At 66.1% G+C, this 15,341-nt stretch carries 11 protein-coding genes; 2 read left to right on the forward strand and 9 right to left on the reverse strand.

Translation table 11 applies throughout. From position 1 onward, the window contains the following. Nucleotides 1-33 precede the first annotated feature (33 nt). A complete protein-coding gene (locus tag QHG62_RS25905) occupies nucleotides 34-483 on the reverse strand; it encodes a hypothetical protein (protein ID WP_281148451.1) in 450 nt (149 codons plus the stop codon). Between the two features lie 204 nt (nucleotides 484-687). On the opposite strand from QHG62_RS25905, the gene QHG62_RS25910 reads away from it, so the two are divergent. Beyond that, on the forward strand, nucleotides 688-1,506 hold the full coding sequence (locus QHG62_RS25910; protein WP_281148452.1) for a substrate-binding domain-containing protein: 819 nt from the start codon (nucleotides 688-690) through the stop codon (nucleotides 1,504-1,506). A gap of 22 nt (nucleotides 1,507-1,528) precedes the next feature. Here QHG62_RS25910 and QHG62_RS25915 read toward each other — a convergent pair whose 3' ends face one another. From QHG62_RS25915 to QHG62_RS25930, 4 genes are all read right to left on the reverse strand, one after another. Beyond that, nucleotides 1,529-3,787 (reverse strand): response regulator, encoded by a 2,259-nt coding sequence (locus tag QHG62_RS25915; protein ID WP_281148453.1) that lies wholly within the window; start codon nucleotides 3,785-3,787, stop codon nucleotides 1,529-1,531. Beyond that, complete coding sequence (locus QHG62_RS25920) at nucleotides 3,780-4,238, reverse strand: response regulator (protein WP_281148454.1); 459 nt, start codon at nucleotides 4,236-4,238, stop codon at nucleotides 3,780-3,782. Before QHG62_RS25920 ends, QHG62_RS25915 begins: the two co-directional genes overlap by 8 nt. Continuing rightward, the gene (locus tag QHG62_RS25925) at nucleotides 4,231-6,456 is read right to left on the reverse strand and encodes an ATP-binding protein (RefSeq protein WP_281148455.1); all 2,226 of its coding nucleotides are present in this window, start codon (nucleotides 6,454-6,456) and stop codon (nucleotides 4,231-4,233) included. The genes QHG62_RS25920 and QHG62_RS25925 overlap by 8 nt, the downstream gene beginning before the upstream one ends. A 122-nt stretch (nucleotides 6,457-6,578) precedes the next feature. Continuing rightward, the gene (locus tag QHG62_RS25930) at nucleotides 6,579-7,199 is read right to left on the reverse strand and encodes a biliverdin-producing heme oxygenase (RefSeq protein WP_281148456.1); all 621 of its coding nucleotides are present in this window, start codon (nucleotides 7,197-7,199) and stop codon (nucleotides 6,579-6,581) included. Between the two features lie 169 nt (nucleotides 7,200-7,368). Here QHG62_RS25930 and QHG62_RS25935 point away from each other — a divergent pair, with 169 nt between their 5' ends. Continuing rightward, the gene (locus QHG62_RS25935; RefSeq protein WP_281148457.1) at nucleotides 7,369-8,112 is read left to right on the forward strand and encodes an ABC transporter substrate-binding protein; all 744 of its coding nucleotides are present in this window, start codon (nucleotides 7,369-7,371) and stop codon (nucleotides 8,110-8,112) included. A gap of 24 nt (nucleotides 8,113-8,136) precedes the next feature. Here QHG62_RS25935 and QHG62_RS25940 read toward each other — a convergent pair whose 3' ends face one another. The 4 genes from QHG62_RS25940 to alaS all read right to left on the reverse strand — a co-directional run bounded on the left by QHG62_RS25940 (nucleotide 8,137) and on the right by alaS (nucleotide 15,178). Further along, complete coding sequence (locus QHG62_RS25940; protein ID WP_281148458.1) at nucleotides 8,137-8,547, reverse strand: hypothetical protein; 411 nt, start codon at nucleotides 8,545-8,547, stop codon at nucleotides 8,137-8,139. A gap of 11 nt (nucleotides 8,548-8,558) precedes the next feature. Continuing rightward, nucleotides 8,559-10,778: a M1 family metallopeptidase gene (locus tag QHG62_RS25945; protein WP_281148459.1), complete on the reverse strand. Its 2,220-nt coding sequence runs from the start codon at nucleotides 10,776-10,778 to the stop codon at nucleotides 8,559-8,561. A 669-nt stretch (nucleotides 10,779-11,447) separates the two neighbouring features. Beyond that, nucleotides 11,448-12,479: a 2-dehydropantoate 2-reductase gene (locus QHG62_RS25950; protein ID WP_281148460.1), complete on the reverse strand. Its 1,032-nt coding sequence runs from the start codon at nucleotides 12,477-12,479 to the stop codon at nucleotides 11,448-11,450. Then, nucleotides 12,479-15,178, reverse strand: coding sequence for an alanine--tRNA ligase (gene alaS, locus QHG62_RS25955; protein WP_281148461.1), 2,700 nt, complete (start codon nucleotides 15,176-15,178; stop codon nucleotides 12,479-12,481). Before alaS ends, QHG62_RS25950 begins: the two co-directional genes overlap by 1 nt. Between the last annotated feature and the right edge of the window lie 163 nt (nucleotides 15,179-15,341).

A 15,341-nucleotide genomic window follows, 5' to 3' on the forward strand; every position in this document is an offset into this window, starting at 1 on the left:
CCATCGCATTGCCGGCCCTGGTTTTGCCGCTGGCTACCTCTTGGGCGCCGGCGTTGCGGGCACCGCAGGCGTCGTGGTGGTGCTACCCGACTTGGACGCCGGCACGGCAGGCGTTGCGGGCGTAGCCGATGTCGTCGATGACGTAGACGAAGAGGACTGCGGCGACGGCGTGGCCGGTGTCGCAGGCGTGGCCGGCGTGGTGGGTGTCGTGCCGGTGCCCGGAGTAGCCGGTGTTGCGGGTGTCGCCGGCGTTGCGGCATTGCCCGAAGCGTTGGAACCGCTGGTCGCGCCCGCGCCGTTGCCGTTCGCACCTGCGGCTGCGCCTACGCCGGCACCGCCGCCGCTGCCGCTACCGCCGCCACCACCCGAACCTCCGCCGCCACCGCCTCCCCCGCCGCCGCCAGCGGCCAGGGCCAGGGGTGCAACGCAGGCGCCCATCAGAACGGCCACCAAGGCCGGTGCAACACGTTGTTTCAGCTTCATCGAACTCTCCTTGTTGATGTTTCGACAAGGCCAAGCTAGATGAGGCTGAAAACCAGGCTTGTAGTCCAAAGTCTTCATGGCGGGCCGGTCCAGTCGGTCGAAGTCTTTGCAAGCTCGCCCCGCCTCGGTACTTACCCCGAAGACGCTGAGGGCTGAATGACAGCCTTGCTGCCTACGATGGGCATGAACCACCCAGGAGACACCATGAAGACACAGCCTTTCCCGTTGCATCGCCTTACGCGCCGAGCGGCGCTGCTGGCTACCGCGGCCGCACTTGCCGGATGCGGAAGCTTCGGCAAGCAGGCACCCGCCGGCGGCGACATCCACGTGATGACCTCCGGCGGCTTCACTGCCGCATACAACGATTTGCGCCCCGGCTTCGAGCGCAGCAGCGGCTACACGGTCAAGACCGCCTATGGCGCCTCGATGGGCAACGCCGAAGATTCGATTCCTAGCCGCCTGTCGCGCAACGAACCGGCCGACGTGGTGATCCTTGCACGGCCGGCGCTCGACGCGCTGGTGGCGCAAGGCAAGGTGGTGCCGGGGAGCCAGGTCGACCTGGTGCGGTCGGCCATCGGCTTTGCGGTGCGCAAGGGCGCGCCCAAGCCCGACATCTCTACCGTCGACGCGCTCAAGCGCACGCTGGTGGCAGCGCCTTCCATCGCCTATTCGGCCAGCGCAAGCGGCACCTACTACGAGACCGAGTTGCTCAAGACCCTCGGCATCGAAGACCAGGTGAAGCCCAAGAGCAAGCGCATCTTGAGCGAGCGCGTGGGCACGGTGGTGGCGCGCGGCGACGCGGCGCTGGGGTTGCAGCAGGTAAGCGAGCTGCTGCCGATCGAAGGGATCGACTACATCGGCCCCCTGCCCGCCGAAGTGCAGCGCAACACGGTGTTCTCCGCCGGCGTGGCGGCCGGATCGAAGCAGCCGGAAGGCGCGCGGCAGTTGATCCGCTATCTCAACTCGCCGGCTGCGGCGCCTGCCATCGCGAAGACCGGGCTGGAGCCGCTCACGGCTCGCTGACGAGCCCCGCTGCCACCGAGACCTAGCGCGATTCGATCAGCTCCTTCACGCGCCGCGCGAGCACGTCCATCTCGAAGGGCTTGGTCATCACGTGCATGCCGGGGTCCAGGTGGCCGTGGCTCAAGACCGCATTCTCGGCATAGCCGGTGATGAACAGCACCTTGAGCCCCGGCCGCGCGGTGCGCGCCGCGTCGGCCACCTGCCGGCCGTTCATGCCGCCGGGCAAGCCCACGTCGCTCACCAGCAGGTCGATGCGCTGGCGCGGCGACTGCAATATGCGCAGCGCACCCGCGCCGTCGCCGGCCTCCAGCGTGGCGTAGCCCAGCCCGCGCATCACCTCGACAATGATCATTCGCAGTGCGGGCTCGTCGTCGACCACCAGCACCGTGTCTCCCTGGTGGGCGCGCGGCGCAAGCGGCGCCTCCACCGGTTCGCTCGCCGCCTCTTCCTGCGCGTCGTGGCGCGGCAGGTAGATGCTCACCGAGGTGCCCGTGCCCGGCTCCGAATAAATGCGCACTTGCCCGCCCGACTGCTTGGCAAAGCCGTAGATCATCGAAAGCCCCAGGCCCGTGCCCATGCCGATGGGCTTGGTCGTGAAGAACGGGTCGAAGGCGCGCGCCACCACCTCGGACGTCATGCCCACGCCGTTGTCGCTCACGGTCAGCGACACGTATTGCCCCATGGGCATATCGCGCTCCTTGGCGGTACGCGCATCGACCCAGCGGTTGCCGGTTTCAATCACCAGCTTGCCGCCTTCGGGCATGGCGTCGCGCGCGTTGATGCACAGGTTGAGCAGCGCATTCTCCAGCTGGCTCGGATCGGCATGCACATTCCACAGCCCCACTGCGGCCACGCGCTCCAGTTCGATTTCGGGGCCGAGCGTGCGTCGCAGCAGCTCTTCCATGTCCGACACCAGCCGATTGGCGTTGAGCGGCTTGGGCTCCAGCGTCTGGCGCCGCGAGAAGGCGAGCAACCGGTGCGTGAGCGCGGCCGCGCGCTTGACCGCGCCCTGGGCCACGCCGATGTAGCGCTCCAACTCGGCCGGCTGCCCGTCAATGGCACGCCGGCGCATCAACTCGAGGCTGCCGCTGATGGCCGCGAGCAGGTTGTTGAAGTCGTGTGCAAGCCCGCCCGTGAGCTGGCCCACGGCCTCGAGTTTCTGGCTTTGGCGCAACTGCTCGCGCGCGGACTCCAGCTCGGCCGCCCGCTCTTCGACCTGCCGCTCCAGCGATTCGGCAAAGGCCTGCAGTTCGATCTGTGCCTCGCGCCGCGCAATGGCCGAGCGCACCCGGTCGCCCGTCTCGCGCACAAAGTCGAGCTCGTCCTGCGTCCATTCGCGCACCTGCCCATGGTTGAGGTAGAGCAGCCCGACCAGCCCGCCGCGCTCGGTGAGTGGCATGTTGACCACTGCGCGGGCGGTAAGGGCCACAAGCGCGTCGGCGTTGTCGCGGGTGCGCGGGTCGAGCCGTGCATCGGCAAAGGCCACGGTCGCGCCGCGCAGCAGGTCTTCGATGTAGGAACCGTAGTCGCGAAAACGCAGCAGGCCCGCGAGGCTGGCGACACCGGGCGCAGTCCAGTCGCGGTCGATCGATATTGTCTCGGCCGCCTTGTCCACCAGGCCGTAGCCCGCACGGTCCACGCCCAGGCGCTCGCCCAGCATCGCCGACGCAACGTAGGCGATCTCGGCGGGGGCATCGATGTCGCGGATGCGGTCGCCCAGCTCCATCAGCGCAAGCCGGCGGGACTCGGCCTCGCGGTAGGCTTCGTTCGCTGCCTGCAGCTGGGACTCGGCCACGCGCTTGGCGCGGCGGTCGGCGGCCTCCTTGAGCGCGCGGTCCAGCACCACCGGCAGTCGCGCAAGCCGCCCCTTGCTCACATAGTCGGTCGCGCCGCGCTTGAGAAGCTCGACGGCATTGTCCTCGCCGATCACGCCCGAGACGAAGATGAAAGGCGTCTCGGGCGCCATGCGCCGAGCAATCTCCAGCGCCTCGGCACCCGAGAAGCCCGGCAGCTCGTAGTCGGACAGGATGAGCGAAGGACTGCGCTCGGCAAGTGCCGCAACAAAGTCGCGTTCATCGCGCACCGCCCGCGTTTGGGCGTGGGGCAGCGCCGCCGAGAGGGCCTCGCCCAAAAGCTCCGCGTCGAAGCGCGAATCCTCGAGAATCAGCACGTCGATGACACCCGCCGACCCGGCAGCGGCGGCGCCCGTGGAATACACGGCACCCGCCATGTCGGCCATGACGTCCTCGTTAGGCCTGCTCGCGACGCTGCGGCTATTCATTTCGGCGCGTCGCCTTCAGCGAACCTGGCGGCGGCTCATTGAGCACCGCCCAGAAAATACCCAACTCGGCAATGGCCGAGACGAACTGGTCGAACGCCACGGGCTTCACCACATAGGCGTTCACGCCGAACTCGTAGCTGCGCAGCACGTCCGATTCTTCTTGCGACGACGTGAGCATGACCACCGGAATGCTGCGCAGCCCCGCATCGGCGCGCACAGCCTGAAGCACTTCGAGGCCGGTGACCTTGGGCAATTTCAGGTCCAGCAGGATCACGGCCGGATTGCCTTCGGCGCGCTCGGCGTATTCGCCCTCCCGCCGCAGGTAGTCGAGCGCCATGGCGCCGTCGCGCAGCACGATGACATCGTTGGCAAGCTGGCTGCGCTCCAGCGCAATAAGGGTGAGCTCCAGGTCTCGCTTGTCGTCCTCGACGAGCAGGATCGGCTTAAGCATGTTGTTCTCCGTTGTCTCGCGGCGTGCCCACCGCATGGTCATTGCCCGGTTCCCGGTGAGGCAGGACAAAGCCGAAGGTCGCGCCTTCGTCCATCACCCCCTTTGCCCAGACCGTTCCGCCGTGGCGCTCGACGATCCGCTTCACGTTGGCCAGGCCGATGCCCGTGCCCTCGAATTCCTCTGCCCGATGCAGCCGCTGAAACACGCCGAACAGCTTGTCGACGTATTTCATCTGGAAGCCCACGCCGTTGTCCTGAACCTCCAGTCCGTTGCCAAGCTCGCCGCGAATCGCGCGCACCGTGATGCGCTGCGGATTGCGCGTGCGCGAATACTTGACCGCATTGGCCAACAGGTTGCGAACGGCAACCTGCAGCAGCAGCGGATCGGCGTAGAGCGCGGGCAGTGCGGCGTCGACCTGCCATTCGATGCGGCGCGAGGGCTCCAGCCGCGCAAGCTCGCGCACCAGCCCGTCGACGAGCGGCTTGGTGTCGACCAGGCGCTGCTTCAGCGCGGCACGGCCCATGCGAGAAAAATCGAGCAGCGCATCGACCATCTGCCCCGCGAACGCGGCCGCGTCCTTGACGTGTCCGAGGTACCGGTGGGCGCGTTCGCTGAGCTGGCGGCCCTCGGTCTGGGCGACCAGGTCGACATAGCCCGCGATGTGCCGCATGGGCGCGCGCAAGTCGTGCGAGACGGTGTACGAGAAGGCTTCCAACTCCTTGTTGACGCGGCCAAGCTCGGTGGCCACGGCCGCCAGTTCTTCGGCGCGGCGCAGCACCACGCCGATGAGCGCCTGGCGCAATTCGACTGCGGCGCCCACCTCGGCCGAGGTCCACGCCGCCGAGCGGCCGCGCACCTCTTCGGCCCAGCTCGAGAAGCTCAACCGCGGATGAATGCGGCCGCTTGCGGCTGCCTTGGGCTTTTGCGGATTGCCGGCCCACTGGATCGTCTGCACGATCTCGGGCCGAAACCACAGGATGAGGTGCCTGTGTACCTGCGAGATGGAGATTGCGAGCACGCCTGCCGCCACGTCCCGAAACTCGGCCGCGGGTGCAAAGTGCGCGGGCAGTTCGCTGCTTTCGTAGACGTCGGTGCCGATGCCGGCGATCCAGCTGGCAAGCTCCAGCACCTGCGCGCGCACCGGCACGTCGCCCACGCTCCAGACCTCGTCGTCGCGCACCACGGCCGCGCCGGTAGCGCGCGCAAGGCGCAGCATCAGCGACGGCTCCGCCACCAGCCGCTGCAGCGTGGCATCGCTGTCCGACAGGTGCGAGACGATCTGCAGCGTGAGCTGGCGCAACTCCAGCCGCTCGGCCACGGCAACATTGCTTTCTTTCGAATGGATCTGCAGCGAAAGCAGTTGGCCCAGGTGCTCGCAGGCGAGCCGGGTGCCGGTGTCCAGAAAGCGCGGCCGGTGGTCGTGGCAAGAAATAAGGCCCCACAGCTTGCCGTCGATCACGATCGAAACCGACATGGACGCGAGCGTGCCCATGTTGCGCATGTACTCGAGGTGTATCGGCGAAACGCTGCGCAGTTGCGACTGCGAAAGGTCGAGGTCGGCCGCGGTGAGCGCTGGGTCGGCGGCGCGCAAAGGCACCGGCGTGTAGCCGGCGTCGGCGATGAGCCGGAACTGGTTGACCAGGTAGAGCGCGCGCGCCTGCTGCGGAATGTCCGAAGCCGGGAAGCGGTGGCCGGTGTAGCTGTCGTAGCCTGGGTCTGCTTCTTCGGCCAGTACTTCGCCGTGTCCCGCCGCATCGAAGCGGTAGATCAGGCAGCGGCCGAAGCCGGTCAGGCGCTTCATCTCGGCGGCGGCCAGTTGCGTGAGCTGCTCGAGCGTGCCGGCCTCTTGCAGCTTTGGCAGGAAGACGCGGCCGAGCGAATAGATCGGCGCCTCGTTGCCGGCGGTGGGCAGCGCTGCTTCGAACTCGGCGAACAGGTGGCGGTCGCTGCGGTGTGCGGCCACGTCGAAGGTTTCTTCGGCCACGCGCAGCGCCCCCAGCGAGACGGGCCTGGCACCCGGCTGGAGTGCCGGGAGCGCCGTGCCGCGAAGGGCCTGCTGCGCGGCCTGTAGCTGCCCGATGGGCCAGTTGTCGCTCCAGGCGACGAGCTCCAGCGAGCCGGGCTCCAGCACCAGCATGCGGCCGTGCGGCTGGATCGAGCCGGGCACGCGGATCGGCTCGAGATCGCAAGACGACAGGTCGACCTCAGGCGGCTGCAAGGTGTGGGAAGCGGGATGGGGCGCGTGGGGCTGGGGCATTCAATCGACGCGGCCGGCGGCGCGCAAGAAACAAGTGGCGGGGATCATGCCTGTGGGTACTGCGGGGTGTCGTCAGCGCTTTCCTACAAGCCCTGCAGTCCGAAGCGGGGCATGAGGCTGCGAAAGCCCGCAACAGCGCCGCGGCGGGCTGCGTCGACGGCGGCCGGATCGGCCAGCGCAGCCCCGAGCTGCGCAACGAAATCTTTCCATTGCGCCGCAAGCCCGCAGGCCGCATCGACTGGCTGGAAGTAGCGCATCGGATGCGGCGCCAGGCGCGGAGCGAGCCGCTTGTGCATGGCCATGCCTCCAAGCTGCGAGCCCTCCAGAACATAGGCGAGACCCCAGGCAAAGGCAGGTTCGCGTGCGGCTTCTTCGGCCAGCCGTGGACCCAGGCCATCGGAAGTGTTGTCTCGCTCACTGCAGGCTGTCGGTGCGCCGAGATCGTCAAGATCGAGGGCGAGTGCTGCCAGCCGGCGGTCGGTGCGGCGGGCGCTGCGTTCGAGGCCCGGCACGCCGGAGGCGACGAGCGCGTCTCGCACGGCCTGCAGCCACGGACGCAGCGCGCGCAGGTGGTCCGCATACTCGGCCAGCGATGCGTCATCGCGGGCAATGGGCAGCCGGCTGTCCAGCGTTTCGTGCAGCGTATGCGTGGCGGCGCGCAAGGGACGTAGAACGTGGGCAATGTCGGGCGGGTTGCTCGTCATGAAACAGGAGAATCTGCAAGTCGAAGGGAACGGGACAAGAGCCCGATCCGGGGTATGCCGAGCCTACCCAAACGCCGCGCGCCGCCGGTGGGCGGGCTTCCCTTTTGCCAGTAGGAAATCCGGCCGGCCCGCCCGTAAACTGGCGGCCCATCGTCGACGAAACCACGCCATGACGCAGCCGAAGCCCTCCCCCGCCCTCGTTTCCGCCTTTGCGCCCAGCGGCACGCTGCGCGCTTCCATCAATCTCGGCAATCCGATCCTCGCCAACAAGGACGCCGCCACGGGCGAGCCGGTTGGCGTGTCGACCGATCTCGCGCGCGAGTTTGCACGGCGGCTTGGCGTGGGCATCGAGCTGGTGGTGTTCGAAAAGGCGGCCGCGTCGGTCGATGCGGTCAAGAGCGAGAAGGCCGACATCGGCTTCTTTGCCATCGACCCGGCGCGCAGCGAAGGGCTGCTCTTTACAGCGCCCTATGTGCTCATCGAAGGCAGCTACCTGGTCCGCGGCGCATCGGAGCTCACCGACAACGCGCAAGTCGATCGTGCAGGCGTGCGGATCTCGGTCGGTGCGGGCAGTGCCTACGACCTGTTCCTGACGCGTGAGATCAAGCACGCAGAAATCGTGCGGCTCCAAGGTGCGCCGGCGGCGCTCGCCGCATTGCGCTCCGGTCAGGTCGAGGTGGCCGCCGGCATCAAGCAACTGCTCGAGGCAGAGGCGCAGCGCGAGCCTGGCGTGCGCGTGCTGCCCGGGCGCTTCATGGTGATCCAGCAGGCGATGGGCACGCCCGCCAGCCGCGGCGCCGAGGCGCAGGGGCTGCTGGCGGCGTTTGTCGAAGAGATGAAGGCCGGCGGTTTCGTGGCCGATGCGCTGGCGCGCCACCGCATCGAGGGCGCCGCCGTCGCGCCAGCGGCGTAGCCGGCCGGCCTTAGCCTGCGCAGCTCACAACTTGTGGGCTTCGACCGGTCCTCGCGAATAGAACAGGAAGTACCCGGTTGCGGTGCTGAAGTCGTTCTTCTTCCAGCCCGGCGGCACCTTGAACACCCCGAGCTGTTCGCTGGCAACACCCACAAAGGCCGTGTTGCCGGTGTCGGTGGTGATCCTGCGCCAAGCCTCGCGCGTCACCGGCTGCATCTGCATCTTGGGTTCGCTCCACTCGGGCGTTCGAACCTTGTCGCGCATGATGTAGCGGCCGCCCTGGCGTTCGATCTTCACCAGCTCTTTCAGAACGCCGTTGCTCTTGACGGCATACACGCCGACCAGTTCCGCCTCGGGCCCGCCGCCCGGGCTGCAGCCGGACAGCAGCAGCAATGCGAACGTGCCGGCCGCAAGATAGCTCAGTGCCTTTTTCATGGCGGTGCTCCTCAGCGCTTGTCGTTCTCGCGCAGCTTCAGGCTGCCCTGGTAGCGCAGTGCGTGCGGGTAGTCTTCCTTGCCGCCGGCTTCCTGAACCATCATCTTCTGCTGGCTGGCCTCTGTCTTGGCGAGCAGGGTCGACGGCAGGTTAAGGACACCCTTGATCTGGTCGTACTGCGCCTGGGTGATGCGGCCGATCGAAAGAAGACGGAATGCATCTCTCTCGATGTTGAGCAGCAGCGGCTTGTTGTCGGCAAAGTTCTGCGCTTTGGCCAGCAGATCGCTCCACGACTGCGTGCTGTAGTTGCTCACGTAGTAGTCCTGCCCGGTGGGCCCGGCAAGCACGGCGGTGCAACCCGGAAGCTCGAGTTGCGTGGTGGTCGTGGCCATGACAAAGGTCTTGCGCTCCTGCATTGCATCGCCGTAGGCCAGCGTGACGGGAATGGTCCACGACGAAGCCGGATAGGCGTTCTGGTTGGGGAACGGCTCCTGGGCGATGGACACGAAGGTGCGGTCGCCCGCGCATTGCGCATCCACCGTGAGCAGCGGCACGCCGGTCTGGCGGATGAAGCTGTCGCCGATGTCGGCCACCTTCTTTCCGGCACTCGCCTTTTCAATCGAGTTCCACAGCCGCGACGGCGTGGCATTGCCGAACGCATAGTCTTTCAGGTACAGCTGCAGGCCCTTCTGCATCGCCTCTTCGCCAATGTAGTTCTGCACCATTTCCAGCACATGGCTGCCCTTGTTGTAGACAAAGATCGAAGGGCTGATGAAGCCGAAAGAGCCCGCATCGTTCAGGTTGCGCTGCACCGGCACCGCGGTGTCCTTCAGGTCGGCCACGATCACGCTGTGTTTGTCGAGCACGTAGTCCGAAAAGCTGTAGTAGTTCGGGTGAAACTTGATCGTGGTGCGGCGGTCGAACCAGCGTGCGAAAGATTCGTTCAGCCACACGTTGTCCCACCAGTCGAGCGTGACCAGGTCGCCGAACCACTGGTGCGCGATCTCGTGCGTCACCACGGTCACCGAATACAGCGTGGGCGTGTCGCCTGGCCTGGTGAGCACGCGGTCGGCAAACTCGAAGATCGAGCCCCAGTTTTCCATACCCCCAAAGCCGGTGTTCGGCTTGTTGTTGTAGCTGTCGTTGGCAGCCACGGTGTCGAACTTCTTGAACGGCAACGGAATGCCGGTGTAGTTGTAGTAGTAGTCCATGGCCACCTTGGTCCACTCCATTGCGAACGTGGCCCACGTGGAGCGGCCCGGCGGCGTGAACCAGCGCAACGGCATTTCGCTGCCGTCCAGCGGGCTCTTGAAGGTGTCCGAAAGAATGTCGAACTTGCCGCCGCCGAAGAAGGTCAGGTACATCGGCATCGACGGTGTCTTCTCGAACGACACCTGCTGGTAGCCGTCGGGCAGCTTGACGGCCGATTTTTGCGCAGCGTTCGACACCGTTTGCCAATCGCCCGGCACCTCCGCCGAAATCTCGAAGGTGTGGCGGAAGGCCGGTTCGTCCCAGCCCGGGAACCATTGGCGTGCGTAGTTGGTTTCGCCCTGCGTCACGATCGCGTCGCTGCTCACGCCCTCGGGCGTGGACAGGCCCACCTTGAAAATGCCGGTTGCCGCCGAGCAGAACGGGTTGCGGGCCATTTCGTCCGGCGGGCAATACTCCGCATCGGAGAATTGGATCTTCCCGTCCCATTCCATGTGCAGCAGGTATTTGCCCTTGGCAATCTGCCCGTCGTTGCGCCGCAGCTGAACAAAGTCGCCCAGCGTCTGCGGGGTGGGAACAAGCGGAATCACCTCGGCAGGGTTCGAGAGCTTGCGCAAGGTGGTGCGGCCATTGGCAAACTTGAGGTTGTGCGCGGCCACCACGATGGCATCAACGGGCTTGAGCACTTCGATCTCCACGTCGCCGCGGCCCACAAAGGTCTTCAGTGCCGCATCGGGCCGAAACCAGAGCTTGTAGTTGATGGGCCAGACGGTATCGGGCAGCTCCATCGGCTTGACGGACCGGTCGACCTGCGGCGCGGCTGCCACCGGTGCGAGCGCCGGTCCGTCGTCGGGCGCCTTGGGCGAGGCCGCACTTTCCGCCAGCGGTGCCGGCGCATTCAGCGCGGTGCCTCCGAAAGAAGATTCGCCGCCGCCCCCTCCGCCGCCGCAGGCCACCAGGGTGGCAAGGGTCACGGCGGTAATGGCAAGGTTGTTGACGGCTGGCTTGACTAGTTTCTTCATGATGATCGCCTCTTGGTAAAGACAGGCACCGCCCCGCATGTACCGGCGGATAGCCGGCGTGGCGCGAGCGCGCAAAGATGGAATGAACGGATGGAATGAACAGCACATCGAACAGGCAGGCAGCACCGCACCCTCCCGGCGAACGAAACGTTCGCAGGAAAACGCGGGCAGCATGCTGGTCTTGTCGAGCCGGCGCAGCACGAACGTGCCGCACCGAACCCCACCGCCTTCAGGCGGGTGGTCCGAGGATGCGGGGGGCGAGGGGTTCCATTCCCGTCGATTCGCGAGGGCTATGGAATGGCTGTGCCGGGCCGAGTTGAATGCCTGGAGAGTGGGCTTAGCGCACGCGCGCCAACTCATCATTGCCGGCATGGAACCGGGGTTGCGACGGCAAGTTCTTGTGGGCTGTTATGGATAGCTTCACGTGCGCGCTCCCTCCTTGGAAGTGCGAACATTTTTAGCTGATCGCGTGCGCCCACTCAACGGATCGCGGAACTTTTCCCTCTCAAAATGTTCGCGCGCCATACGACAAAGGGAGTCATTGAATGCGGGCGCGCAATGCACTACGAAGATGGTTCCTTCTTCTTGCTGCAAGCGCTTGGCTGCTCAAGAAAACAGGCGCACGCCTTGTGACCATGCAGCCACAGATTGCATGCATCTATTGCGGCGTTAAAGCCAGAGTGCGTCTTGCAATTGCTGCGCAGTCCAGCGCCTGGGCTGCCGGGGCCACTCTTCGAGCAAGGCAGACATCCTTGCATTGCGCGGCGCTTCCATGTCCTGGTCGTGCGCAAGCCGCACGACCTCTCCGCTGAGCGCATCGATCTCGGTACGCCGGCCGAGCGACAGGTCATCTGCCATGCTGGAGCGGGCCTTTGCGTCGATGCGCAGCATGCGCGCCGCGACGATGCGAAACAGCCAATCGGGCAGGCGCAGCACCGTCGAGAGCCGCCGCGCCGGCACCGCGGCCACTTGCGCGGGTGCAATGCCGGCGCTGCCGAGCACGCTCAGTGCCTCATCGATCAGCGCGGCAAAGCAGCAGCGGTAGCCGCGCTGCAGCAGCTCTTCCCGCAGGGGCAGGCCCGAAAGCGCATTGACCGGGTTGTTGAGATTGAGCAGCAGCTTGCCCCATTGCACGGGCAGCAGGTCGGCGTACAGGTCGAGGGGTATGCCGGCACGCTCGAACACCGGCACCCAGGGCCGCAGCGCCGCGTCGTCCTTCGCGGCCAGCCGCCCTGCCGTGCCCCGGTGAAAGGCGCCCGGCGCGGTTTCAGCCACGTTGTAAGGCACCATGCCGGGCAGCACGCCGAGCGTAGGGCCGGCCTTCGATGCCGCGGCGCAATTGGAAATGCCGTTCTGGAGCGAGACGACCGTGGTGCCCGCCGGCAATGCAAAGGCCAGCTCGGCGGCGGCCTCGGCCGTGGCGCCGCTTTTTACGCACAACAGAACCAGTGCCGGCGTTGCTCCGACAGGCACCTGGTCGCTCAGCCGCAGGCTGGCGGCAGGCAGGCGATGCGAACCGCCTTCGAGATCGCTGAGCGCAAGGCCGTTCGCAGCAAGGCTTTGCAGCACGCGCGGGCGGCCGACAAAAGTGACCGGAACACCCGCCGCGGCAAGGCTGCCGCCGATGAAGCAACCGATGGTGCCCGCTCCCATCACCAGCACTTCGCCGGGAGGGGAACCGAGCACCTCGGTGGTGGCCATCAGGTGCGTTCCGCCACCCAGGCTTGCACCGACTGGAGCGCTGCGGGCAGGCCCGCGGCATCGGTGCCGCCGGCCATGGCCATGTCGGCCTTGCCGCCGCCCTTGCCGCCCACTTGCTGCGCAACAAAGTTGACCAGCTCGCCGGCCTTGACCTTGCCCACGGTGTCGCTGGTGACGCCCGCGGCCACCTGCACCTTGGCACCGTCGGCCGCGGCCAGCACGATCACTGCGGTCTTGAGCTTGTCCTTGAGCTTGTCCATGGTGTCGCGCAGCGTCTTGGCGTCGGCGCCGTCGAGCTTGGCGGCCAGCACCTTGATGCCGTTGACGTCGATGGCCTGCGACACCAGTTCGTCGCCTTTGGACGACGCGAGCTTGCCCTTGAGCGAGCCCACTTCGCGCTCCAGCGCCCTCACCTGCTCCAGCACCTGCGTGAGCCGGCCCTGCAACTCTGCAGTGGGCGATTTGAGCGTGGCGGCGACGCTCTGCACGGTCGATTCGAGGTCTTGCAGGTAGCTGAGCGCATTGGCACCCGTGACCGCCTCGATACGGCGCACGCCGGCAGCCACGCCGCCCTCGCTCACGATCTTGAACATGCCGATGTCGCCCGTGCGGCCCACGTGGGTGCCGCCGCAAAGTTCGCGGCTGGTTCCGATGTCGAGCACGCGAACGCTCTCGCCGTACTTCTCGCCGAACAGCATCATGGCGCCGGTCTTCTGGGCCGACTCCATGTCCATCACGCGGGCGTGCGTCTCGGTGTTGGCAAGAATCTCGGCGTTCACGCGCTTTTCGATCTCGAGGATCTGGTCGTGCGTGACGGCCGCGTTGTGCGCAAAGTCGAAGCGCGTCTTGTCGGCATCCACCAGCGAGCCCTTCTGCTGCACGTGCGTGCCCAGCACTTCGCGCAGGGCCTTGTGCATCAGGTGCGTGACCGAGTGGTTGCGCATGGTGGCCGCGCGGCGCGCGGTGTCGACCGCTGCCTTGACCGTGTCGCCCACCTTCAGCGTGCCCTGCGTTTGCGTGCCATGGTGGCCGAACACGTCGGCCTTGATCTTCTGCGTGTCTTCAACGCCGAACTGCACGCCTTCGGCCACGAGCACGCCCTGGTCGCCCACCTGGCCGCCGCTCTCCGAATAGAACGGGGTGGTGTCGAGCACCACGATGCCGGGCTGGCCTTCCTTCAGCTCCTGCACGGCCGCGCCTTCGAAGTACAGCGCCACGACCTTGGCGCTTTCTTCGAGGTGTTCATAGCCGGTGAAGACATTGCCCGCGCCGCCGTATTCGACGTTGCGGTCCATCTTGAACTTGCCGGCTGCGCGGCCCGCGGCCTTCTGCTTTTCCATGGCGGCGGTGAAGCCCGCTTCGTCAACCGTCCACCCCCGCTCACGGCACACGTCGGCGGTCAGATCCAAGGGAAATCCAAACGTGTCATGCAACTTGAACGCAACCTCGCCGCTCAAGGTCTTTGTCTGTTGCGCCTTGTCCAGGGCCTCGATCGTTTCACGGTCCTTTTCCGTCGGCACTTGGTTCGCGTAGAGTGCCTTGGCCGGAGTCATGTTGATGTTGAGAATTTCCATGCCGTTGGCAAGCGTCTCGAAGAAGCGTTCTTCCTCGGCCTTCAGCGTTTCGGTGATGCGCTTTTCATCGGCCACAAGCTTGGGGTACGCATCGCCCATGAGCTTGACCAGGTCAGGCACCAGCTTGTGGAAGAACGGCTTCTTCTGGCCGAGCTTGTAGCCATGGCGAATGGCGCGGCGCACGATGCGGCGCTGCACGTAGCCGCGGCCTTCGTTCGACGGAATGACGCCGTCGGCCACCAGGAACGAGGTGGCGCGGATGTGGTCGGCAATCACGCGCAGGGAGTTGTTCGACAGGTCTTGCGTGCCGGTCTCGCGGCCAGCGGCCTTGATGAGGGCATCGAAGATGTCGATTTCGTAGTTGCTGTGCACGTGCTGCAGGATGGCCGCCAGGCGCTCCAGGCCCATGCCGGTGTCGACGCACGGTGCCGGCAGCTTCTTGACCGAGCCGTCGGGCTGCATGTCGAACTGCATGAACACGTTGTTCCAGATCTCGATGTAGCGGTCGCCGTCTTCGTCGGGGCTGCCGGGCGGGCCGCCGGGGATCTCGGGGCCGTGGTCGTAGAAGATCTCGGAGCACGGGCCGCAGGGGCCCGTGTCGGCCATCATCCAGAAGTTGTCGGACATGTAGCGCCCGCCCTTGTTGTCGCCGATGCGCACCACGCGCTCCGGCGGCAGGCCGATTTCCTTGGTCCAGATGTCGTAGGCCTCGTCGTCCTCGATATAGACCGTGGCCCAGAGTTTTTCGGCCGGCAGCTTGTACACCTCGGTCAGCAGCTCGAACGCCCACTTGAGCGATTCGCGCTTGAAGTAGTCGCCGAAGCTCCAGTTGCCCAGCATCTCGAAGAAGGTGTGGTGGCGCGCGGTGTAGCCCACGTTCTCCAGGTCGTTGTGCTTGCCGCCGGCGCGCAGGCAGGCCTGTACCGAGGCGGCGCGCACGTAGGGGCGCTTGTCTTCGCCCAGGAACACGTCCTTGAACTGAACCATGCCCGAGTTCGTGAACATCAGCGTCGGGTCGTTGCCCGGCACCAGCGAACTCGAGGCCACCACCGTGTGGCCCTTGGAGGCGAAGAAATCGAGAAAGGTCTTGCGGATGTCCGCGACCGTGAATGTGGGCTGGCTCATCTTTTGGATTTCGTCTTCTGTCGGGGACGGCCTGGCGATGGCGACCCTCTCGTCGAACCCACTGCGTCGAACCGACCTAACTGCTTGATTTACTTGAACAAACGATTATAGGTTTGGCTACCGCCCCGCGCCTTGCCCGCCAGCGGCCGTCAGCTTGGCGTGG

Source organism: Variovorax paradoxus (assembly GCF_029919115.1).
GTDB lineage: Bacteria > Pseudomonadota > Gammaproteobacteria > Burkholderiales > Burkholderiaceae_C > Variovorax > Variovorax paradoxus_O.

What these genes read in the sequence shown, in the direction of transcription:
- QHG62_RS25905 (WP_281148451.1), bottom strand. Translation starts at nt 483, where the DNA reads ATGAAGCTGAAACAACGTGTTGCACCGGCCTTGGTGGCCGTTCTGATG.
- QHG62_RS25910 (WP_281148452.1), top strand. Translation starts at nt 688, where the DNA reads ATGAAGACACAGCCTTTCCCGTTGCATCGCCTTACGCGCCGAGCGGCG.
- QHG62_RS25915 (WP_281148453.1), bottom strand. Translation starts at nt 3,787, where the DNA reads ATGAATAGCCGCAGCGTCGCGAGCAGGCCTAACGAGGACGTCATGGCC.
- QHG62_RS25920 (WP_281148454.1), bottom strand. Translation starts at nt 4,238, where the DNA reads ATGCTTAAGCCGATCCTGCTCGTCGAGGACGACAAGCGAGACCTGGAG.
- QHG62_RS25930 (WP_281148456.1), bottom strand. Translation starts at nt 7,199, where the DNA reads ATGACGAGCAACCCGCCCGACATTGCCCACGTTCTACGTCCCTTGCGC.
- QHG62_RS25935 (WP_281148457.1), top strand. Translation starts at nt 7,369, where the DNA reads ATGACGCAGCCGAAGCCCTCCCCCGCCCTCGTTTCCGCCTTTGCGCCC.
- QHG62_RS25940 (WP_281148458.1), bottom strand. Translation starts at nt 8,547, where the DNA reads ATGAAAAAGGCACTGAGCTATCTTGCGGCCGGCACGTTCGCATTGCTG.
- QHG62_RS25945 (WP_281148459.1), bottom strand. Translation starts at nt 10,778, where the DNA reads ATGAAGAAACTAGTCAAGCCAGCCGTCAACAACCTTGCCATTACCGCC.
- QHG62_RS25950 (WP_281148460.1), bottom strand. Translation starts at nt 12,479, where the DNA reads ATGGCCACCACCGAGGTGCTCGGTTCCCCTCCCGGCGAAGTGCTGGTG.
- alaS (WP_281148461.1), bottom strand. Translation starts at nt 15,178, where the DNA reads ATGAGCCAGCCCACATTCACGGTCGCGGACATCCGCAAGACCTTTCTC.